The 20054-nt window shown below is 70.2% G+C and carries 24 protein-coding genes; 13 read left to right on the top strand and 11 right to left on the bottom strand.

Annotated elements, in window-relative coordinates:
• The first annotated feature begins 80 nt into the window (after positions 1-80).
• The 4 genes from OGH68_RS11450 (at position 81) to OGH68_RS11435 (ending at position 4982) form a co-directional block, all read left to right on the top strand.
• Positions 81-755 (top strand): TerB family tellurite resistance protein, encoded by a 675-nt coding sequence (locus OGH68_RS11450; RefSeq protein ID WP_264243274.1) that lies wholly within the window; start codon positions 81-83, stop codon positions 753-755.
• Between the two features lie 174 nt (positions 756-929).
• A complete protein-coding gene (locus OGH68_RS11445; RefSeq protein WP_264243273.1) occupies positions 930-3008 on the top strand; it encodes an MMPL family transporter in 2079 nt (692 codons plus the stop codon).
• A gap of 61 nt (positions 3009-3069) precedes the next feature.
• A complete protein-coding gene (locus OGH68_RS11440) occupies positions 3070-4311 on the top strand; it encodes a sensor histidine kinase (protein WP_264243272.1) in 1242 nt (413 codons plus the stop codon).
• On the top strand, positions 4308-4982 hold the full coding sequence (locus OGH68_RS11435) for a response regulator (RefSeq protein WP_264243271.1): 675 nt from the start codon (positions 4308-4310) through the stop codon (positions 4980-4982). The genes OGH68_RS11440 and OGH68_RS11435 overlap by 4 nt, the downstream gene beginning before the upstream one ends.
• 87 nt (positions 4983-5069) lie before the next feature.
• Here the strand turns inward: OGH68_RS11435 and OGH68_RS11430 are convergent, their stop codons facing one another.
• The 3 genes from OGH68_RS11430 to OGH68_RS11420 form a co-directional block, all read right to left on the bottom strand.
• A complete protein-coding gene (locus OGH68_RS11430; protein WP_264243270.1) occupies positions 5070-6437 on the bottom strand; it encodes an FAD-dependent oxidoreductase in 1368 nt (455 codons plus the stop codon).
• A 103-nt stretch (positions 6438-6540) separates the two neighbouring features.
• The gene (locus tag OGH68_RS11425; RefSeq protein WP_264243269.1) at positions 6541-6741 is read right to left on the bottom strand and encodes a DUF397 domain-containing protein; all 201 of its coding nucleotides are present in this window, start codon (positions 6739-6741) and stop codon (positions 6541-6543) included.
• On the bottom strand, positions 6723-7556 hold the full coding sequence (locus tag OGH68_RS11420; RefSeq protein ID WP_264243268.1) for a helix-turn-helix domain-containing protein: 834 nt from the start codon (positions 7554-7556) through the stop codon (positions 6723-6725). Before OGH68_RS11420 ends, OGH68_RS11425 begins: the two co-directional genes overlap by 19 nt.
• 114 nt (positions 7557-7670) lie before the next feature.
• On the opposite strand from OGH68_RS11420, the gene OGH68_RS11415 reads away from it, so the two are divergent.
• Both OGH68_RS11415 and OGH68_RS11410 read left to right on the top strand, forming a co-directional pair.
• On the top strand, positions 7671-7913 hold the full coding sequence (locus tag OGH68_RS11415) for a hypothetical protein (protein WP_264243267.1): 243 nt from the start codon (positions 7671-7673) through the stop codon (positions 7911-7913).
• Positions 7910-8131 carry a hypothetical protein gene (locus OGH68_RS11410; RefSeq protein ID WP_264243266.1) on the top strand — a complete coding sequence of 74 codons (222 nt, stop codon included), beginning with the start codon at positions 7910-7912 and terminating at the stop codon, positions 8129-8131. The genes OGH68_RS11415 and OGH68_RS11410 overlap by 4 nt, the downstream gene beginning before the upstream one ends.
• Before the next feature lie 3 nt (positions 8132-8134).
• Here OGH68_RS11410 and OGH68_RS11405 read toward each other — a convergent pair whose 3' ends face one another.
• A complete protein-coding gene (locus OGH68_RS11405; protein ID WP_264243265.1) occupies positions 8135-8548 on the bottom strand; it encodes a PIN domain nuclease in 414 nt (137 codons plus the stop codon).
• Positions 8549-8806: a type II toxin-antitoxin system VapB family antitoxin gene (locus OGH68_RS11400; RefSeq protein WP_264243264.1), complete on the bottom strand. Its 258-nt coding sequence runs from the start codon at positions 8804-8806 to the stop codon at positions 8549-8551.
• Between the two features lie 116 nt (positions 8807-8922).
• Here OGH68_RS11400 and recO point away from each other — a divergent pair, with 116 nt between their 5' ends.
• The 3 genes from recO (at position 8923) to OGH68_RS11385 (ending at position 11183) form a co-directional block, all read left to right on the top strand.
• Positions 8923-9669, top strand: coding sequence for a DNA repair protein RecO (gene recO, locus OGH68_RS11395; RefSeq protein ID WP_264243263.1), 747 nt, complete (start codon positions 8923-8925; stop codon positions 9667-9669).
• Positions 9670-9691: 22 nt separating this feature from the next.
• Positions 9692-10537 (top strand): isoprenyl transferase, encoded by an 846-nt coding sequence (locus OGH68_RS11390; protein ID WP_264243262.1) that lies wholly within the window; start codon positions 9692-9694, stop codon positions 10535-10537.
• Positions 10538-10640: 103 nt separating this feature from the next.
• Positions 10641-11183 (top strand): YcxB family protein, encoded by a 543-nt coding sequence (locus OGH68_RS11385; protein WP_264243261.1) that lies wholly within the window; start codon positions 10641-10643, stop codon positions 11181-11183.
• A gap of 103 nt (positions 11184-11286) precedes the next feature.
• Here the strand turns inward: OGH68_RS11385 and OGH68_RS11380 are convergent, their stop codons facing one another.
• From OGH68_RS11380 to OGH68_RS11365, 4 genes are all read right to left on the bottom strand, one after another.
• Entirely contained in the window at positions 11287-11718 is a 432-nt protein-coding gene (locus OGH68_RS11380) for a Fur family transcriptional regulator (RefSeq protein WP_100107081.1), read from the bottom strand.
• Positions 11719-11810: 92 nt separating this feature from the next.
• Positions 11811-12728, bottom strand: a complete 918-nt coding sequence (locus tag OGH68_RS11375) for a metal ABC transporter permease (protein WP_413470968.1) — start codon at positions 12726-12728, stop codon at positions 11811-11813.
• Positions 12725-13489: a metal ABC transporter ATP-binding protein gene (locus tag OGH68_RS11370; RefSeq protein ID WP_264243260.1), complete on the bottom strand. Its 765-nt coding sequence runs from the start codon at positions 13487-13489 to the stop codon at positions 12725-12727. The genes OGH68_RS11375 and OGH68_RS11370 overlap by 4 nt, the downstream gene beginning before the upstream one ends.
• 29 nt (positions 13490-13518) lie before the next feature.
• Positions 13519-14502: a metal ABC transporter substrate-binding protein gene (locus OGH68_RS11365; protein ID WP_264243259.1), complete on the bottom strand. Its 984-nt coding sequence runs from the start codon at positions 14500-14502 to the stop codon at positions 13519-13521.
• A gap of 141 nt (positions 14503-14643) precedes the next feature.
• Here OGH68_RS11365 and OGH68_RS11360 point away from each other — a divergent pair, with 141 nt between their 5' ends.
• Together OGH68_RS11360 and OGH68_RS11355 are read left to right on the top strand one after the other, a co-directional pair.
• Positions 14644-16026 (top strand): glycine--tRNA ligase, encoded by a 1383-nt coding sequence (locus tag OGH68_RS11360; protein ID WP_264243258.1) that lies wholly within the window; start codon positions 14644-14646, stop codon positions 16024-16026.
• Positions 16027-16138: 112 nt separating this feature from the next.
• Positions 16139-16351, top strand: a complete 213-nt coding sequence (locus tag OGH68_RS11355; RefSeq protein ID WP_264243257.1) for a hypothetical protein — start codon at positions 16139-16141, stop codon at positions 16349-16351.
• A 96-nt stretch (positions 16352-16447) separates the two neighbouring features.
• On the opposite strand, the gene OGH68_RS11350 is transcribed toward OGH68_RS11355, so the two are convergent.
• Together OGH68_RS11350 and OGH68_RS11345 are read right to left on the bottom strand one after the other, a co-directional pair.
• The gene (locus tag OGH68_RS11350) at positions 16448-17056 is read right to left on the bottom strand and encodes a TetR family transcriptional regulator (protein WP_264243256.1); all 609 of its coding nucleotides are present in this window, start codon (positions 17054-17056) and stop codon (positions 16448-16450) included.
• A 53-nt stretch (positions 17057-17109) separates the two neighbouring features.
• Positions 17110-18129: an aldo/keto reductase gene (locus OGH68_RS11345; protein ID WP_264243255.1), complete on the bottom strand. Its 1020-nt coding sequence runs from the start codon at positions 18127-18129 to the stop codon at positions 17110-17112.
• Between the two features lie 290 nt (positions 18130-18419).
• On the opposite strand from OGH68_RS11345, the gene OGH68_RS11340 reads away from it, so the two are divergent.
• Both OGH68_RS11340 and dusB read left to right on the top strand, forming a co-directional pair.
• Positions 18420-18647 (top strand): DUF6243 family protein, encoded by a 228-nt coding sequence (locus OGH68_RS11340; protein ID WP_264243254.1) that lies wholly within the window; start codon positions 18420-18422, stop codon positions 18645-18647.
• A 232-nt stretch (positions 18648-18879) separates the two neighbouring features.
• Positions 18880-20034 carry a tRNA dihydrouridine synthase DusB gene (dusB, locus tag OGH68_RS11335; protein WP_264243253.1) on the top strand — a complete coding sequence of 385 codons (1155 nt, stop codon included), beginning with the start codon at positions 18880-18882 and terminating at the stop codon, positions 20032-20034.
• The last annotated feature ends 20 nt before the right edge of the window (positions 20035-20054 follow it).

Genomic DNA, 20054 nt, shown 5'->3' with positions numbered 1-20054 from the left:
CGTTCATGTGGCTAACATCACGTCAACGCGGCAGCGCTGCCGCAGCGTGATGGAGGTGCGAGGTGCTGCCAGCCCGGGGAATGTCCGTCCGAAAACTGCGGGTATGCGGCATTCACACGTCCTGGAACACCGTCGGCGACGGCGAGTTCTTCTGTCCCGACTGCGGAGGCGACCGCAACTACCGCCGCCGCACCGGCCGCCGCCGCTTCGCGGTCCTCGGCGTTCCGCTGCTGCCGCGCGGCCTCGCCGGACCCGTCGTCGAATGCGCCGCCTGCCACGGCCACTTCAGTACGGACGCCCTCGACCACCCCACCACCAGCCGCTTCTCGGCGATGCTCAGGGACGCGGTGCACACCGTCGCCCTCGCCGTGCTCGCCTCCGGCGGCACCTCCTCCCGCAGCGTCCGCGAGACCGCGGTCCACACCGTGCGCGCCGCCGGGCTCGACGACTGCACCGAGGACCAGCTCACCTCCCTGATCGAGGCGCTCGCCGCCGACACCGGCCGGTACATCGCGGATGCCGGCCCCTACGGCGCGGCGCTCGCCATCGAACTCCACGAGGCGCTCGAACCGCTCGCCCCGCACCTGGCCCCCGCCGGACGCGAGTCGATCCTGCTCCAGGGCGCACGGATCGCCCTCGCCGACGGGCCCTACACCCAGGCCGAGCGCGAGGTCCTCACCACCGTGGGCGCGGCGCTGCAACTGGACGAGGACGACACGGTGCGCCTGATGGAGACGGCCCGCGCCCCCTTCTGACCCGACCGGTCCGCCCCCTGAACGGCCGCGTACTCCACGGGGAGTACGGCCGCCGGCATGCCGCCCCGCGGAGTACGGGCCATCTCGCCCTCGCGCGCGACGAATCCGCCTCCCCGCGACGGGACGCTGGTGACGCATCCAGTCACCGGACGCCCGTACGAAGGGGAGACGCCCATGGGGCCCGTACTGACCGCACGCGAGACACCACCGGCGAAGCCACCCGCCCGCCCGGGCGGTCGGCGTGCCGTGCCGTGGGCCGTGGTGGCACTGTGGGCCGCGGTCATCGCGCTCGCCCTGCCCTTCGCCGGCCAACTCGCCGACGCCCAGCGGGACAACGTCGTCGACTACCTGCCGGCGAGTGCCGACTCCACACAGGTCGCCAGGATCGAACAGGCCCTCCCCGGCGGGGAGTCGACGGAACTGGTCGTCGTCTACCACCGGGACGGCGGCCTCACCGCCGCCGACCGCTCCCACGCGCAGGAGCAGATCGACCTGATCACCGGCGCCCACGCGTTCGACGGCCCCCCGCCGCAGGGCATCCCGTCCGAGGACGGCACCACCCTGATGTACCCGATGTCGACCACCGAGCCCGGCACCGACAACGACGCGCGCATCGCCCTCGTCGACGACGTGCGGGAACGGCTGGACGCCGCACCCGTCGAAGGGCTCGACGCCGCCCTCGGCGGGCCCGGCGCCCTGATGACCGACATGGAGAAGGTCTTCGAGACCATCGACGGCACGCTCATGCTGGCGACCGTCCTCGTCGTCGCCGTGCTGCTGATCCTCACCTACCGCAGCCCCTTCCTGTGGCTCGTGCCCCTCACCGTCGTCGGCGCCGCCGCCGTCGCCTCGCAGGCACTCGTCTACGGGCTCATCCAGGGCTTCGACCTGACCGTCACCAGTCAGAGCGCCGCCGTCATGACCGTCCTGGTCTTCGGCGCGGGCACCGACTACGCCCTGCTGCTCGTCGCCCGCTACCGCGAGGAACTGCGGCGCATCGAGCGGCCGTACGACGCCATGCTCGCCGCCCTGCGCGGCTGCGGCCCCGCCGTCCTCGCCTCGTCGGGCACGGTCGCGGCGGGCCTGCTGTGCCTGCTCGCCGCCGACCTGAACAGCGCCAGCGGCCTCGGACCGGTCGGCGCCGTCGGCGTCGTGTGCGCCCTGGCCGCCATGCTGACCCTGCTGCCCGCCGTGCTCGTGCTGCTCGGGCGCCGCGTCTTCTGGCCGCTGGTGCCCGCGTACGGTTCCGAGCCCAAGCAGCGCCGCTCGGTCTTCGCCGCCATGGGCAGCTCCGCCGGCCGCCGTCCGGCCGCCGTCCTCGTCTCCGGTGTGCTGCTGCTCGGCGCGCTCGCCCTCGGCGCGTTCAACCTGCCCGGCAACCTCGCACAGGAGGACAGCTTCACGCAGCAGCCCGAGTCCGTGGCCGCGATGAAGGTCCTCACCGAGGCCTACCCGGGACAGGGCACCCAGCCCATCACCGTCGTCACACCCACCGGCCGCGCCGCCGAGGCCCTGGCCGAGGCACAGGGCACCGAAGGCGTGGCTTCGGCGCGAGCCGGCCGCTCCGGCGGCGGCTGGACCGAGATCACCGTCTTCGCGAAGGACGCGCCGGAGACGGCGGGCGAGAGCGCCACCATCAAGGCACTGCGCGCCGGCCTCGAAGGCAGCCACGTCGGCGGGCCGAGCGCCCAGCAAATGGATCTGGCCGACACCAACGCCCGTGATCAGAAGATCGTGATCCCGCTCGTGCTCGCCGCGGTGCTGCTGATCCTCATGGTCCTGCTGCGCAGCATCGTCGCACCGCTGATGCTCACCGCCGCCGTGGTGGCCGTGTGGGGAGCCGTCATGGGGCTCGGCGGACTCCTCTTCGAACCGGTCTTCGGCTTCGAAGGGCTCGACCCGAGCATGCCGCTGCTCTCCTTCGTCTTCCTCGTCGCCCTCGGCGTCGACTACGGCATCTTCCTGATGCATCGGATGCGCGAGGAGGCCCTGGCGGGCGCGGAGCCCGCGGCGGCGGCGCTCACCGCGCTGCGCACGACCGGCGGCGTGATCGCCTCGGCGGGCATCGTGCTCGCCGCCACGTTCACCGTCCTGATGAACCTGCCGCTGGTGCCGCTCTTCGAGATGGGCTTCCTGGTGGCGGTGGGCGTGCTGCTGGACACCTTCCTGGTGCGTACGTACCTGGTGACGTCGGCGAGTCTGCTGCTGGGACGACGCGTGTGGTGGCCCGGCCGGCTCAGCCGCCGCCCGTAGCCCGCGGGGCCCCGCCCCCGACCCCGCCCTTCCCACAGCGGGGAAGGGCGGGGTGGGGGAAATGCAACTACTGGCTCAGGATGGACCCGTGCCGCACACACTCGCCCCCACCCGCCCCCGCTTCGGCGAGCGCGTGATCGACGCGATCAGCCGCGACCCCCTCACCGTCCCCCACCGCACCCGCAACGACGCCTTCATCGCCGCGGCCTTCGGCGCCCTCTCCCTCGCGCTCGCGCTTCTCGTCGACCACGGCCGCAGGCCGGACGCCCTGGGGTGGGTGCTCCTCGCGGGAAGCGTCGTGCCCCTGGTGTGGCGGCGGGCGTACCCCGGGCCCGTACTCCTCGCCGTGGTGGCCTGCGTCGGGCCGTACCACGCGCTGGACAACACCCACGCCGCGCCCGTACCGGCGTCCCTGCTCGCCCTCTACACCGTGGCGGTCACCGCACGCCCCCTGTACACGTTCTTCGTCGGCTGTCTCGTCATCGGCGTCACCCTGACGATCATGTTCAACGTCGGCACCCACGAGGGCCTGGAGTCGCTGCGCACCTCCGGCTGGATCCTCGCCGTACTGGTCTGCGGCGTCGACGTACGCACCTACCGCCGCTACATCGCCTCCGTGGTGGGCCGTGCCGAGCGGGCCGAGCGCACCCGTGAGGAGGAGGCAGCCCGCCGTGTCGCCGAGGAACGGCTGCGGATCGCCCGCGATCTGCACGACCTCCTCGCGCACTCCATCACCCTCATCGGCGTCCAGACCTCCGTCGCCTCCCACGTCCTGAGCGTCGACCCCGACCGCCTCGACCGGGCCGCGATCGCCAAGGCACTGGACGACATCGCGGAGACCTGCCGTACCGCGCGCGGCGAACTGCGCACGACGCTCGAGGTGCTGCGCGCCGACGGCCCGGACTGCGACGGCCCGCTGCCGGACCTCGCGGCGCTTCCGCAACTGGTACGGACGGCGGGCGCGGAGCTGAACCTGCGCACCGGGGACGCGCCGCTGACGCCCGCCGTGGCGGCGGCCGCGTACCGGATCGTGCAGGAGTCGCTGACGAACGCGGTGCGGCACGGCGGGTCGGGGGTACGTATCACGGTGACGGTGGTCCGCGACGGGGACGCCCTGCGGGTCGAGGTCACCGACGACGGGAACGCCCCGGCGCCGGTCCACGGCTCCGGCTTCGGCATCCTCGGGATGCGGGAGCGGGCGCGCAGCGTGGGCGGCACGCTGGCGGCCGGCCCGCGCGGGGACGTACCCGGTTTCGAAGTCGCCGCGACCTTGCCCCTGCAGCCGTCGGAGGCCGCCGTATGAACGCCGTGAACCCGATCCGCGTCCTGCTCGCCGACGACCAGACCCTGGTACGGGCGGCGTTCGCGATGCTGGTGGAATCCGCCCGTGACATGGAGGTCGTCGGCCAGGCCGGCACGGGCGCGGAGGCCGTCGAACTCGCCCGCAGTGAACGGGCCGACCTGGTGGTCATGGACATCCGCATGCCCGAACTCGACGGCATCGCGGCCACCCGCCTCATCGCCGCGGACGACGACCTCGCGGGCGTCAAGGTCCTCGTCCTGACCACGTACGACACCGACGAGCACATCATGGAGGCGCTGCGGGCCGGCGCGTCGGGGTTCCTGGTGAAGGACACCAAGCCGGCCGACCTGCTGGCGGCGATCCGCACGGTCGCGGCCGGCGAGGCCCTTCTCTCGCCGGGTCCGACGTCCCGACTGATCGCGCGCGTCCTCTCCGCTCCTCAACTCCCCAGGTCCGGCGGCCCGGACGGCCTCACGGACCGCGAACGCCAGGTCCTCGCGCTGGTCGCCCGCGGCATGAACAACACCGAGATCGCCGAGTCGCTGGGGCTGAGCCCGCTGACGGCCAAGACGCACGTCAGCCGCATCATGAGCAAGCTGGCCGCCCGCGACCGGGCCCAACTGGTCATCATCGCCTACGAATCGGGGCTGGTGACGCCCGGGGAGGGCTGAGCGGGCGCGCCGGCCGGTTCGGCGCGCACCACGAACACACGAGAGGGCCCCGGCGGTCACGGCCGCCGGGCCCCTCTCGTATCGGCTTTACGCGCCGCTCGCCTCGAGCATGTCCTCGCGCTCGACGATCTTCACGCGCTCGCGGCCCTGAGGCTCGCCCAGCGCCTTCTCGGCGGCGTCGAGCTTGTACCAGCCCTCCCAGGACGTCCAGCGGACGTTCCGCTCCGTGAGGAAGGCTTCCACCGCCTCCGGCTCGGGCGAGGCCGGGGTCTGGAGGCGGCCGTTCGCGTGGTCGGCGAGCAGGTTGGACACCGTCTCGTTCGCGTCACCCTTGGTGTGGCCGATGAGACCGACCGGGCCGCGCCGGATCCAGCCGGTGACGTACGTCGAGTCCAGGTGCTCGCCGGACTCCTCCAGCACACGGCCGCCCTCGTCGGGGACCGTGCCCGTCGCGACGTCCCAGGGGAGCTTCGGCAGCTCGTCGGAGAGGTAGCCCACGGCGCGGTAGACGGCCTGGACGTCCCAGTCCTTGAACTCGCCAGTGCCCTTCACGTTGCCCGTGCCGTCGAGCGCGGTGCGCTCGGTGCGCAGGCCCACGACCCGGCCGTCCTCGCCGAGGATCTCGGACGGGGACTCGAAGAAGTGCAGGAACAGCTTGTGCGGCCGCGTCCCGACGTCGCGGATCGCCCAGTTCTCCAGGGTCTTTGCGACCATGTCGGCCTGCTTGTTCCCGCGGCGGGTCTCGATCGAGCCGGCGTCGTAGTCGATGTCCTCGGGGTCGACGATGACCTCGATGTTGGGGGAGTGGTCCAGCTCGCGGAGCTCCATCGGGCTGAACTTCGCCTGCGCGGGGCCGCGACGCCCGAAGACGTGGATCTCCTTGGCCCTGTTCGCCTTCAGGCCGTCGTGGACGTTCGGCGGGATCTCGGTCGGCAGCAGCTCGTCCGCCGTCTTCGCGAGGATGCGCGCCACGTCGAGCGCGACGTTGCCGACGCCGAGCACGGCGACCTTCTCCGCCTCCAGCGACCAGGTGCGGGGCCAGTCCGGGTGCCCGTCGTACCAGGAAACGAAGTCGGCCGCGCCGTACGAGCCGTCCAGCTCGATCCCGGGTATGTCGAGCGCCCGGTCGGCGGTCGCGCCGGTCGAGAAGATTACCGCGTCGTAGAAGGTGCGGAGATCGTCCAGGCTGAGGTCGTTGCCGTAGTCGACATTGCCGAAGAGGCGGATCTGCGGCTTGTCGAGCACCTGGTGCAGGGCCGTGATGATGCCCTTGATCCGCGGGTGGTCGGGGGCGACGCCGTAACGGATCAGGCCGAAGGGAGCGGGCATACGCTCGAAGAGATCGATGGACACGCCGGGGTCGGCAGCAGCCACCTCGGACTTCAGCAGCGCATCAGCGGCGTAGATCCCGGCGGGGCCGGCTCCGACGATGGCTACCCGCAGGGGGCGGGGCATGACAGGTTCCCTTCGAGCGGCGACAACTGGCTCGCCGGTAACCCTAAACAAAGGCAAGCCTAAGTCAGTACTCGGCCCAGCCCTATGACCTCATAAGGCGGACTTATGCCCTCTTAAAGGTCTGCTTGATGAAGGCGTCCCAGGCGGCGGCGGTGACGAGGAGAACGGGCCCGGCGGGGACCTTGCTGTCCCGCACGGGCACGACGCCGGGGATGTCGTCGACGATCTCGAGGCAGTTGCCGCCGTCCCCGTCGCTGTACGAGCTCTTGCGCCACCGGGCCCTGCTCAGGTCGTACTCGCGCATCGTCTGAAGTCCTCCGCCGCCGATTCGATCAGGGTCAGGGACGCCTCCGGCGACAGAGCGGCGGCCCTGAGCAGATCGTAAGTTGCCTGTGCACGCTTCACCAGGGCCGGATCGTCCAGCAGGTTCCCCGAATACACGGCTTCTGTATAGGCAGTTGGCGGTGCGTCGTCGAACTCCATCAGCTTGAGCGTCTTGCCCATCTGGGCGTAGGCGCCCGCTGAGTACGGCAGCACCTGGATGAGTGCCTTCCGGTCGCGGCTGAGCGCCGCCACATGGTCCAGTTGGCGGGCCATGGTGATCGGGCCGCCCACCGGCACACGCAGCACCGTCTCGTGCAGGATTCCCCAGTACGTGGGCCGCTCAGCGGCCTCGATGATCTGTGCGCGGTCGAGCCGCGCCTTGACTGTCGCCTCGATGAAGTCTGCGGGTGCGAGCGAGTTGCTCGCCAGGGTCACCGCGGTGGCGTATTCGCCAGTCTGCAAGAGCCCTGGGACCACAGACGGCTCGAACTCGCAGATGTGCATCGCCAGCGCCTCCAGCTCCGCCGCGGCGGCGAAGTACTCGGCGTACCGCGAGTCATTGACGAGCTTGCGGCACATGCGCTCGAAAATACCGTCGGTTTGCAGTATCTCGTCGATCCTCTGTGCCACATCCGACTGCGGCTTCCTAATCGCCTGTTCGAACTGGCCGATGTATCCGCCCGATACGAACACCCGCGCGCCCAGTTCCTCCTGGGTGAGTTCCGCGACCTCCCGCCGCCGTTTGAGTTCGGCGCCGAAGAATTCCCAAGCCGCCTGACGTGGAGCTTTGGCCATGGATCAACCCCCTTGCTCAGCTGCCCAGTTGTAGCGGGCAAACCCTTGATCAGGGTACTCGCGGAGCGTCACCGTCGTAATGCGATTCGTAAAGCGGACCATGGAAGGGAAATCATGTCGAGCAACGAAAAGGCGCCGCGTCACCCCGTGGCGTGCATGTCGGAGGCGGAGGAAGCCGTGAACACATTGCGCGTTGCTCTGAAACGGTCCGGGATCACTCTCCCGTCCCTGCGTATCGACCCCGCTTCGTACGCCCGGGACGTTCCCTGCCCGCTTGTCGAATTGGGCCGCTGCAACGTCGACACGGTCCGCCTGATCGCCGCCGCCCTGCCCAGGGGTCTGGACGAGGCCCCATGACGCAGATCCCGCCGATCGGCTCGTACGTCGTCGACACCCGTACTGGTCGCGTGGGCCGGCTCATGGGCGAGGCGGGGCCGTTCCTGTCGCTCAGACCCGTCGGCGGCGGCCGGGAGTGGGAGTGCGCCCCGGACAGCGTGCGCCCGGCCACCGCCGCCGAGCGGATCAGCGCGACGACGGCGTACGTGAACGCCCGCAGCCGGGGCGAACTGCCCTGACGGTCAGTTCCGGAGATCGATCATGCGGGTCGGCTGTCCTGTGGTGCGGGCGATGGTCTCGAAGTCCCGGTCGTAGTGGAGCAGTGTGAGGCCCGCCTCCTCGGCGACTGCGGCCACGAGAAGATCGACCGGGCCCGCGCTGCGATGCTCGCCCTTCGCGGTGAGCAGCTCCTGGACGACGCGGGCCCGCCGGTAGACGCCGTCCGGGAGCGGGCACCAGGCGTAGTAGGTGTCGAGGTTGCGCTTCAGCCGCTCGCGATCTGCGGTCGACTTGGCCGAGAACAGAGCCTCCAGCTCGGTGAAGTCACAGATCGCGACGAGACCGGCGCCGATCCTGCCGTCCCACTCGGTGGCGACTTGACCGAGCATGACACGGGCCAGTGCCGAGGTGTCGATGAGGTAGTCGGCGACGTTCACTCACGCGCTCTTTCGTGACTCGGTGGGCTCGTCGTCCCGGGCGCCGCCCCGGTACTTGCGCTTGTCCAGGAGGATGTCGATGTCCACGCCACCGTCGGCGACGTGCTTGCGGGAATCCTCCAGCGCACGCAGTCGCCGGTACCGTGCGGTCACCTCGCGAAGCGCGGTGTTGATGGTGTCGCGCTTGGTGGTGGTGCCGAGCTCCATGGCAGCGGCAGCGAGGGCTTCGTCGTCAAGGTCGATCACGGTGCGGCTCACTGGGTAACCTCCTGTGTATATGGCAACGTGTATCAGTATATCGCTTCGCATGTATATTCTCTGGTTTCCGCGCAACCCGTGACCGGACGCCGCCGCTCGTACGGGAGAATGGGGCCATGAGCCTGTTCCGTGACGACGGTGTCGTCCTGCGCACCCAGAAGCTGGGTGAGGCGGACCGCGTCATCACCCTGCTCACGCGCGGTCACGGCCGCGTACGCGCCGTGGCGCGCGGGGTGCGGCGGACCAAGTCGAAGTTCGGGGCCAGGCTTGAGCCGTTCTCCCACGTCGACGTGCAGTTCTTCGCACGCGGCAGCGAGCTGGTGGGGCGCGGGCTGCCGCTGTGCACCCAGTCGGAGACCATTGCTCCGTACGGCGGCGGCATCGTCACCGATTACGCCCGCTACACGGCCGGCACCGCCATGCTGGAGACCGCCGAGCGGTTCACCGACCACGAGGGCGAGCCGGCCGTGCAGCAGTATCTGCTGCTCGTCGGTGGGCTGCGCACCCTCTCGCGGGGCGAGCACGCGCCGAACCTGGTGCTCGACGCCTTCCTGCTGCGCTCCCTCGCCGTCAACGGCTACGCCCCCAGCTTCGACGACTGCGCCCGCTGCGGGCTTCCCGGGCCCAACCGGTTCTTCTCCGTCGCCGCGGGCGGCGTCATATGCGGCGACTGCCGGGTGCCCGGCAGCGTCGTACCCTCTGCGGAGGCCATCGGGCTGCTCAGCGCGCTGCTGACCGGCGACTGGCCGACGGCGGACGCGTGCGAGGCGCGCCATGTCAGGGAGGGCAGCGGACTGGTGTCCGCCTATCTGCACTGGCACCTGGAGCGCGGCCTGCGCTCCCTGAGGTACGTAGAGAAGTAGCGAAATAGGAGATGTGAACCGCATGGCACGACGCGGAATCCTGGGCCGGTCCCGCCGCGAGTACAAGGTCCCCGAGCCGCACCCCTCCGGCGCTCGTCCGCCCAGGATCCCGGCCGAGCTGGTGCCGAACCACGTGGCGTGCGTCATGGACGGCAACGGCCGCTGGGCCAAGGAGCGGGGCCTGCCCCGCACCGAGGGCCACAAGGTCGGCGAGGGTGTCGTGCTGGACGTGCTCAAGGGCTGCCTGGAGATGGGCGTCAAGAACCTGTCCCTCTACGCCTTCTCCACCGAGAACTGGAAGCGGTCGCCCGACGAGGTGCGCTTCCTGATGAACTTCAACCGGGACGTCATCCGCCGCCGCCGTGACGAGATGAACGAGCTCGGCATCCGGATCCGCTGGGTCGGCCGCATGCCGAAGATGTGGAAGTCGGTCGTCCAGGAGCTCCAGGTCGCCCAGGAGCAGACGGTCGACAACGATGCGATGACCCTGTACTTCTGCGTCAACTACGGCGGCCGGGCCGAGGTCGCGGACGCGGCGCAGGCCATCGCGCGCGATGTGGCGGCGGGCAGGCTGGACCCGTCGAAGGTCAACGAGAAGACGTTCCAGAAGTACCTCTACTACCCGGACATGCCGGACGTCGACCTGTTCCTGCGCCCCAGCGGTGAGCAGCGCATCTCGAACTACCTGATCTGGCAGTCCAGTTACGCTGAGATGGTGTTCCAGGACGTGCTGTGGCCGGACTTCGACCGCCGTGACCTGTGGCGCGCCTGCCTCGAGTACGCGCAGCGCGACCGCCGCTTCGGTGGTGCGATCCCGAACGAGGAGCTCGAGGCGATGCGCGGCCGCCCCGAGGGCCCGGCGGTCTGACCCGGCCTTCCCCCGGCCCGGCCCGCGGTGTGCGCGGCCGTCCGGCCCGGACGTCGTCTTCGGTCGCTACGATCACGGCTCATCACCGCCACTGGGAGGGGCCATGACACAAGAGGGGCGGCCACAGCAGGACAGCGGGGCGGTGGTGCTCGTCTACGAGCCCACCGTCCGTGACATGGCGTCCGCCCTGAGCGCCCGCATGCGTGCCACCCCCGCCGGACGCCGCACCCGACGCCTGCTGCACATCGCCGGCGGGCTGGGCATCTCCTGCTTCGCGCTGCTCGTGCTGGTGGACGCGATGACCTGGCGGCTGTGGTTCCTGCTGGGCCTCGGGCTCGTCGCCTTCGGCTGCCTGTATCTGCTGCCGCAGATCCAGGCGCGTCAGCTGCACCAGATGGCGGCCCGGCAGGGCGAGTTCCGTGCCGTGGTCGACGACGGCGGCATCCGGCTGACGTCCCGGGACGGCGACGCCACCAGCAAGTGGGGGATGTACTCGCGCTACGCCGAGACCGACGACGTGTTCGTCCTCCTCACCGGCGACAAGCACGGCGTCGGTCTGATGGTCCTGCCCAAGCGCGGTGCGGCGGACACGGCCGCTGTCGAACGGCTGCGGACCCTGCTCACGACGCATCTGGGGAAGGCCTGAACGCACGCGGTCCGATGTCTGAGGCCGCTGCACAGGCCGCGCACGGCTGTGGCCCGCACCCCGGACGGACCGGGGTGCGGGCCACAGCCGTACCGAGTACCGGTCAGCCGGCCTTCGCCGCGCACTCCGCGCAGGTGCCGAAGATCTCGACCGTGTGCGCCACGTTCACATAGCCGTGCTGTGCCGCGATCGTCTCCGCCCACTGCTCCACCGCGGGGCCCTCGACCTCGACCGCCTTGCCGCACATCCGGCACACCAGATGGTGGTGGTGGTCGTCGGTGGAGCAACGCCGGTACACCGACTCGCCCTCGCTGGTGCGCAGCACGTCGACCTCGCCCGCGTCGGCGAGCGACTGCAGCGTGCGGTAGACCGTCGTCAGGCCCACCGAGTCGCCGCGGTGCTTGAGCATGTCGTGCAGCTCCTGTGCGCTGCGGAACTCGTCGACCTCGTCGAGCGCCGCCGCCACCGCGGCCCGTTGCCGGGTCGACCGGCCTCGCACCGGGGCGGTGTTCCCGCCGGTTGGCGCCGTGGTCACAGGTGCCTCCTCGCTTCGCCCGCACATACGTCGGGCCATTGTGCCAGGCCCGCGCGCGGGCCCGTTCCGGCAGGGGCGCGCCCCTGCCGGGCTCAGACCTTGACGTCGTCGCCCGGGCTTCGCGTACCCGGAACGTCGACGGTGCACTCGGCTCCGACCGCGCCGCCGGCGCCGCTCGCCTCCATCGCCTTCGCCCGCCGCCGTGCCAGGGGCGCGGCCAGCGTGGTCAACACGACGAACACGGCGATGGCGAGCATCACGATGGTCGCGCCCGGCGGCACGTCCTGGTAGTAGGAGGTGGTGGTTCCGGCCAGGGCGACCGTCACTCCGATGGTGACAGCCAAGGCGTACGTCGCCTTGAAGGAGCGCGAGATCTGCTGGGCGGCGGCCACCGGGACCACCATCAGGGCGCTCACCAGCAGCAGGCCGACCACCCGCATGGCGACGCTGACCGTGACCGCCGCGGTGACGGCGACCAGCAGGTTCAGCGCCCGCACCGGTAGCCCCGTGACCCGGGCGAACTCCTCGTCCTGGCTGACGGCGAACAGCTGCCGCCGCAGGCCCAGCGAGACCAGTACGACGAAGGCCGCGAGCAGCATGATCGCGACGACGTCCTGGTCGGAGACGGTCGAGAGGGAGCCGAACAAATACGTGGTGAGGTTGGCCGCAGACCCGGTGTCCGAGAGTTCGATCAGCAGGACACCGCCCGCCATGCCTCCGTAGAACAGCATCGCCAGCGCGATGTCGCCACGGGTGCGGCCGTAGATGCGGATGAGTTCCATCAGCACCGCGCCGACGACCGCGACGAGCGTCGCCATCCAGATGGGGTTGGTCGACATCAGGAATCCGAGGCCCACACCCGTCATCGCGACATGGCCGATTCCGTCGCCCATCAGGGCCTGTCGGCGCTGCACCAGGTAGATGCCGACGGCCGGGGCGGTGATGCCGACCAGCAGGGCCGCGAGCAGTGCGCGCTGCATGAACGCGGATTCGAGCATTTCCATGATCATGTGAGCAGTCCCGTGCGGAGCGGCTCGTCGGCCGCGTGCGGATGTACGTGGTCGTGGCCGGGCAGGGCGTGCTGGCCGACGGCCTCCGGGGGCGGCCCGTCGTGGACGACGCAGCCGTCGCGCAGGACCACGGCGCGGTCGATCAGCGGCTCCAGCGGGCCCAGCTCGTGCAGCACCAGGAGCACCGTCGTACCGGCGGCGACCTGCCGGCGCAGCGTCCCGGCCAGCACCTCCTGGCTGGCCAGGTCCACACCGGCCATCGGCTCGTCCATGATCAGCAGCTCGGGTTCGGCGGCGAGCGCCCGCGCGATCAGCACGCGCTGGTGCTGGCCGCCGGACAGGGCGCTCACGGAGTCCCGGGCGCGGTCGCCCAGGCCCACCAGCTCGATGGCGCGCTGCACGGCCGCCTTGTCACCGCGCGAGGGGAGGCCGAAGCGGGACCGCGAGAGCCTGCCGGCGGCGACGACCTCGCGGATGGTCGCGGGCACACCGCTCGCGGCGGTCGTGCGCTGTGGGACGTAACCGACCCGCGCCCACTGCCGGAAACGGCGCAGCTCCGTGCCGAACAGGTCGATCCGGCCGTCGGTGAGCGGCACCTGGCCGATCACGGAACGCACGGCGGTGGACTTGCCGGAGCCGTTGGCGCCGAGCAGGGCGACGACCTCACCGCGATCGACGGTGAGGTCGATGCCGCGCAGGACGGGGCGCGAGCCGAGCGTCGCCCGGGCTCCGCGGACGGAAATGACCGGCTCGGTGCTCATGGGGGGCCGCCTCTCCTGGTGGTACTGCGTCACTTCGCGCCGAGGGCCTTCTGCAGGGCGGCCAAGTTGGCGCGCATGACCTCGATGTAGTCATCGCCCTTCGACCGGTCGGTGATTCCCTCGAGCGGGTCGAGGACGTCGGTCTTCAGGCCGGTGTCCTTGGCGAGGGTCTTCGCGGTCTTGTCGCTGGCCAGCGTCTCGAAGAAGACGGTCGTGACCTTGTCTTCCTTCGCGATCGTCTGGAGCTCCTTGATACGGGCCGGGCTGGGCTCGGACTCGGGGTCGACGCCCGAGATGCCCTCCTGCTCCAAGCCGTAGCGCTCGGCGAGGTAGCCGAACGCGGAGTGGGTGGTGATGAACGTCTTCGTGGCCGAGTTCTTGAGGCCCTGCTCGAAGTCGGTGTGGAGGGCTGTGAGCTTCGCGACCAGCGCGTCGGTGTTCTTCTTGTAGTCCGCGGCGTGGTCCGGGTCGGCCTTCTCCATCTGGGCGCCGACGCCCTTGGCGACCTCGGCGTACTTCACCGGGTCGAGCCAGATGTGCGGGTCGGCGCCGGCCTCGGCCTCGTGCTCCTCGTGCCCGGCCTCCTCGTGCCCGGCTTCCTCGTGACCGTGGTCGTGGCCGCCGGAGGTGTCGAAGTTCTCGAGCTGTGTGAGTGTGGTGGCGTCCACCTTGTACTTCACGCTCGTCTGGGCGATGGCCTTGTCGACGGCGGGCTGGACGCCCTTGAGGTAGAGGATCAGACCGGCGTCGTTCAGCTCGGCGGTCTGGCGGGGCTTGAGCTCCAGGTCGTGCGGCTCGACGCCCGGCTTGGTGAGCGTGGTGACGGAGACGTTGTCGCCACCGATCTGCTCCGCGAGATACTGCATGGGGTAGAACGATGCGGCGACCTTCAGCTTGCCGTCGCTGTTTCCGTCGCCGGCGGCGTCGGAGGTGGAGCAGGCGGAGACGGCCAGGAGGCCGAGCGCGACTGCTCCGGCGGTGGCGGCGGTGGGTATGAGGCGTCGTACGTTCATGACACTCATTTTCAACAAAAACGGAAACGATTGTCAATAAACCTCCGGCCCTCACCTCCGTACGATCCGATTTGATCCGGGGGGTGCCGCCGCCGGTAACCTGAGTCATTCTCCGTTCGTCGTCGTAATGAAGAGAGCACCGTGGCCGCCGACAAGATCGATACGATCGTCAACCTGAGCAAGCGCCGTGGCTTTGTCTACCCCTGCAGCGAGATCTACGGCGGACAGCGCGCCGCCTGGGACTACGGACCGCTGGGTGTCGAGCTCAAGGAGAACATCAAGCGCCAGTGGTGGCGCTACATGGTCACCTCGCGCGAGGACGTCGTCGGTATCGACTCGTCGGTGATCCTTGCGACCGAGGTCTGGGAGGCCTCCGGTCACGTCGCGACCTTCACGGACCCCCTCACCGAGTGCACCTCCTGCCACAAGCGCTTCCGCGCCGACCACCTGGAGGAGGCGTACGAGGAGAAGCACGGCCGTCTCCCGGAGAACGGCCTCGCCGACCTGAACTGCCCGAACTGCGGGAACAAGGGCACCTTCACCGAGCCCAAGCAGTTCTCCGGCCTGCTCGCCACGCACCTCGGCCCCACCCAGGACTCCGGCTCGGTCGCCTACCTGCGCCCCGAGACCGCCCAGGGCATCTTCACCAACTTCGGCCAGGTGCAGCAGACCTCGCGCAAGAAGCCGCCGTTCGGCATCGCGCAGATGGGCAAGTCCTTCCGGAACGAGATCACTCCGGGCAACTTCATCTTCCGCACCCGTGAGTTCGAGCAGATGGAGATGGAGTTCTTCGTCAAGCCGGGCGAGGACGAGGAGTGGCAGCAGTACTGGATGGACCAGCGCTGGAACTGGTACCGCGACCTGGGTCTCCGTGAGGAGAACATGCGCTGGTACGAGCACCCCCAGGAGAAGCTCTCCCACTACTCGAAGCGCACCGCCGACATCGAGTACCGCTTCCAGTTCGGCGGCAGCGAGTGGGGCGAGCTCGAGGGCGTCGCCAACCGCACCGACTACGACCTCTCCGCGCACTCCAAGGCGTCCGGCACCGACCTGTCGTACTTCGACCAGGAGGCCGGCGAGCGCTGGACGCCGTACGTCATCGAGCCGGCGGCCGGTGTCGGCCGCGCCATGCTCGCCTTCCTCCTCGACGCGTACAACGAGGACGAGGCCCCGAACGCCAAGGGCGTCATGGAGAAGCGCACCGTGATGCGGCTCGACCCGCGCCTCGCGCCGGTGAAGGTCGCCGTCCTGCCGCTGAGCCGCAACCCGCAGCTCTCGCCGAAGGCCAAGGGTCTCGCCGCGGACCTGCGCAAGAACTGGAACATCGAGTTCGACGACGCGGGCGCCATCGGCCGCCGCTACCGCCGCCAGGACGAGATCGGCACCCCGTTCTGTGTGACCGTCGACTTCGACACCCTCGACGACAACGCGGTGACCGTGCGTGAGCGCGACACGATGAAGCAGGAGCGTGTCTCCCTCGACCAGATCCAGGGCTACTTGGGCAGCCGTCTGCTGGGCTGCTGACGCCTGGCGCCCGACGCGTTCGAAGCCCCCGGTTCCGGGTACGGAACCGGGGGCTTCGTGCACACTGGTGCCCGCGCGCATCCCCACAGGCAGTCAGCCACAGGAGGCACAGATGCCGTCCATGACGACCAGCAAGGTCCGCAGATGGGACCAGCACGGACGGGAGCACGTGGTACGGGTGGAGAAGTCGGGGATCCAGCGGCAGTTGAGCTGCGGAACCTGCGACTGGCGCAAGAGCGCGCAGTTCCTGCCGTGGCTCAAGGCCGAGGAGCACCTGGCACAGGAGCACCAGGCGACCGTGGACCCCACGGCCGGGGAAGGCTGAGCTTCCGCACGGCCCTGCGGGCCGTGGGGTCGTGTGCCTCGGGGCCCGTGCGGACCCTCGCCTCCGCCGGCGGTTACCTTCGGTCGGCGGGCGCCTTCAGCCCGCGGACTCGTCGGCCGGCCGGGCCGTGAGCCCGCGCAGACAGAGATCCGCGACCGCCGCGAACTCGGCGTCGATCCCGGGCTTCGACCACTCGGGCGCATAGGCCGGATCGTGGAAGCGGGTCGTCGCGTCGAACACCGCCCGCGCCGCTCCCTGGGGCTCCACCGGCACGAACTCGTGTGCCTGCACGCCCTCTTCGACGATCTCGCTCAACTGCCCGACGAGCTCGGCGATGTGCTCCTCGACCACGGTGCTGTTCCCGCCGATCAGTACACCGAAGGTCTCGAACAGCTCGGGATCGGCACCGGCCTTGCGCCGCTTCGCCTCGAAGAGCGCCGACAGCCACTGGCGCAGCTTCTCCGGCGCGGGCCGCTGCGATCCTCCGGTGATCTCCGCCAGCTCGTCCACCGTCCGCTGCAGCCAGCGCTCGGTGACCGCCTCCCGCAGCGCGGCCTTGGTGCGGAAGTGCCGGTAGACACTGCCGTGGCTCACGCCCAGCGCCCGCGCCACGTCCACGACCGTGGCCTTCGCCGGGCCGTACCGGCGCAGCACGTCCTCGGTGGCTTCGAGGATGCGCTCGGGGGTCAGTGCTTCGGGCGTCATGGCGTCTGGCTGCCTTTCGCTGAACAGGGGGCACCGAGACGGTACCGCGCGGTTCAGTTCTCGCTGTCCAGGTGGGCCATCTGTGCTGCCGGGTAACGCTCGCCGGCCGCCGCGTCGGCGGGAACGGCGTCCTCGATCGCTGCCAGGTCGGCGTCGGTCAGTGTCACCTCCAGGGCGCCGAGCGCCTCGTCGAGACGAGTGCGGCTGCGGGCGCCGATCAGCGGCACGATGTCCTCACCACGCGAGAGCACCCAGGCGATCGCGGTCTGCGCGACGCTGATCCCCTTGTCGTCGGCCACGGCGCGCAGCCGGTCGACCAGATCCAGGTTGTGGTGGAGATTGTCGCCCTGGAAGCGGGGGCTCATACCGCGGAAGTCACCGGGACCGAGCTCTCGGTCGCGGGAGAAGTGGCCGCTGATCAGACCGCGCGACAGCACCCCGTACGCGGTGATGCCTATGCCGAGCTCGCGGACGGTGGGCAGGATCTCCTTCTCGATGCCGCGCGATATCAGGGAGTACTCGATCTGGAGGTCGGCGATCGGGGCGACGGACGCCGCGCGGCGGATCGTCTCCGCGCCGACCTCCGACAGGCCGATGTGACGGACATGGCCCGCCTCGATCAGCTCGGCGATGGCGCCCACCGTCTCCTCGATGGGGACGTCGGGGTCTAGGCGGGCGAGCCGATAGACATCGATGTGGTCCGTGCCGAGCCGCTGGAGGCTGTAGGCGGCGAAGTTCTTGACCGCGGCGGGCCGGCCGTCGATCCCGGTGAAGCCGCCCTCGACGGTGCGCAGCGCACCGAACTTCACGCTGACCAGGGCCCGGTCGCGAGCGGCCGCGGGTGCGGTGCGCAGCGCCTCGTTGATCAACAGCTCGTTGTGTCCCATGCCGTAGAAGTCGCCCGTGTCGAGCAGCGTGACGCCCGCGTCGAGCGCGGCGTGGACGGTCGCGACGGATTCGGCGCGGTCGGCGCTGCCGTACAGAGCGGACATGCCCATGCAGCCGAGGCCGAGCGGGAAGACCCTCGGGCCGGTGGAGCCGAGGGCGCGGAAAGCGGGTGCGGTGGTGGTCATCGGGATCTCCCAGATTGTGGTTGTCGGGTGACACTGACGACTATGGCATGACGGATGACAGATTGCAATATCTGTCATCCGTCAAAGTTTTCGAGTGGGTGAGCCGGTGAGTGGATGAGTGAGTGAGGACGGGGCGCCCGCAGCCGAAAACCGGATGCCGACCGCGTCGCCGAGGCGATACCGTCACGGCCATGTCTTCGTTCTTCCAGATCTACGAGTGAGAGGGCGGCGGTCACCCGCCCCCGTCAGACGTTTCCCGAGTCACTTCTCACCCACGATGGGAGAACCCCATGGCCAAGAGCCGGAACAACCTCCTCGGTGTCGGCGGACAGCGCAAGAAGCCGTCCCGCGCCGAACAGCAGGCGGGCGGCCTCACCCGCGACGCCGACCGCAAGGCGGCGGCCGACCAGAAGCAGGAACTGCTCCGCAAGATGCGTGAGCGCGCCGGGTCCACGTCGGAGACCGAGCCGCAGACCGAGGACGCGGTGGGGCCGCAGGAGAGCCAGGGCAAGGCCTGATCCGTACGCAGGGGCCCGGACCGCACCACGCGGTCCGGGCCCCTGCTCGCGCCCGGACCGGCTTCCCGCGCCCGGACCGGCGTCCCGCGCCCGGACCGGCGCACCGGGTTCGTGCCGCTCGCCCCGTCCGTGCCGCGCCCCGTGTCCATGCGCGAACCCCTGCGCGAACTGCGTACGGACCGGAGGTCCGGCGTCCCGGTCGGCTGCTCCGGCAGTGCGCGACAATGGGCGAATGACCACGCTCGCCCCCGCCTCCACGAACACGCTCCGGATCGGCCCGCACACCGTGCAGCCGCCGGTGGTCCTCGCGCCCATGGCCGGCATCACCAACGCGCCCTTCCGCACCCTGTGCAGGGAGTTCTCGGGCGGCAAGGGCCTGTTCGTCAGCGAGATGATCACCACCCGGGCGCTAGTCGAGCGCAACGAGAAGACCATGCAGCTCATCCACTTCGACGAGACCGAGACTCCGCGCTCGATCCAGCTCTACGGGGTGGACCCGGTCACCGTCGGCAAGGCGGTGCGCATGATCGTGGACGAGGGCCTGGCCGACCACATCGACCTGAACTTCGGCTGCCCGGTCCCCAAGGTCACCCGCAAGGGCGGCGGCTCCGCCCTCCCGTACAAGCGGCCGCTGCTGCGGGCGATCCTCAGCGAAGCGGTGACGAACGCCGGTGACCTGCCAGTCACCATGAAGATGCGCAAGGGCATCGACGACGACCACATCACCTACCTCGACGCGGGCCGCATCGCCGTCGAGGAGGGTGTCACGGCCATCGCCCTGCACGGACGCACCGCGGCCCAGCACTACGGCGGCACGGCGGACTGGGACGCCATCGCCCGCCTCAAGGAGCACGTCCCGGAGATCCCCGTGCTGGGCAACGGCGACATCTGGTCGGCGGACGACGCCGTGCGGATGATGCGCGAGACGGGCTGTGACGGTGTGGTCGTGGGCCGCGGCTGTCTGGGGCGGCCGTGGCTCTTCGGCGACTTGGTGGCGGCCTTCGAGGGGCGTCCGGGCGACTACGGGCGGCCGACGCTGCGCGAGGTCGCGGACGTGATGCTGCGGCACGCGACGCTGCTGGGGGAGTGGATCGGCGACGAGTCGCGCGGGGTCATCGACTTCCGCAAGCACGTGGCCTGGTACCTGAAGGGCTTCGCGGTCGGTTCGGAGATGCGCAAGAAGCTGGCGGTCACCTCGTCGCTGGACGAGCTGGGCGCTCAGTTGAGCGCGCTGGATCTGGACCAGTCGTGGCCGGTGGGCGCGGACGGCCCGCGCGGGCGGACCTCGGGGAACAACCGGGTCGTTCTCCCCGACGGCTGGCTCAAGGACCCGTACGACTGCGCCGGCGTGAGTGCGGACGCCGAGCTGGACACGTCCGGCGGCTGACCCCGGGCGAGTGACCAGGG

This window comes from Streptomyces peucetius, from assembly GCF_025854275.1.
GTDB lineage: Bacteria > Actinomycetota > Actinomycetes > Streptomycetales > Streptomycetaceae > Streptomyces > Streptomyces peucetius_A.
The sequence above is the reverse complement of the archived record's forward strand: the minus strand, read 5'-3'. Positions and strand labels throughout refer to the sequence as shown.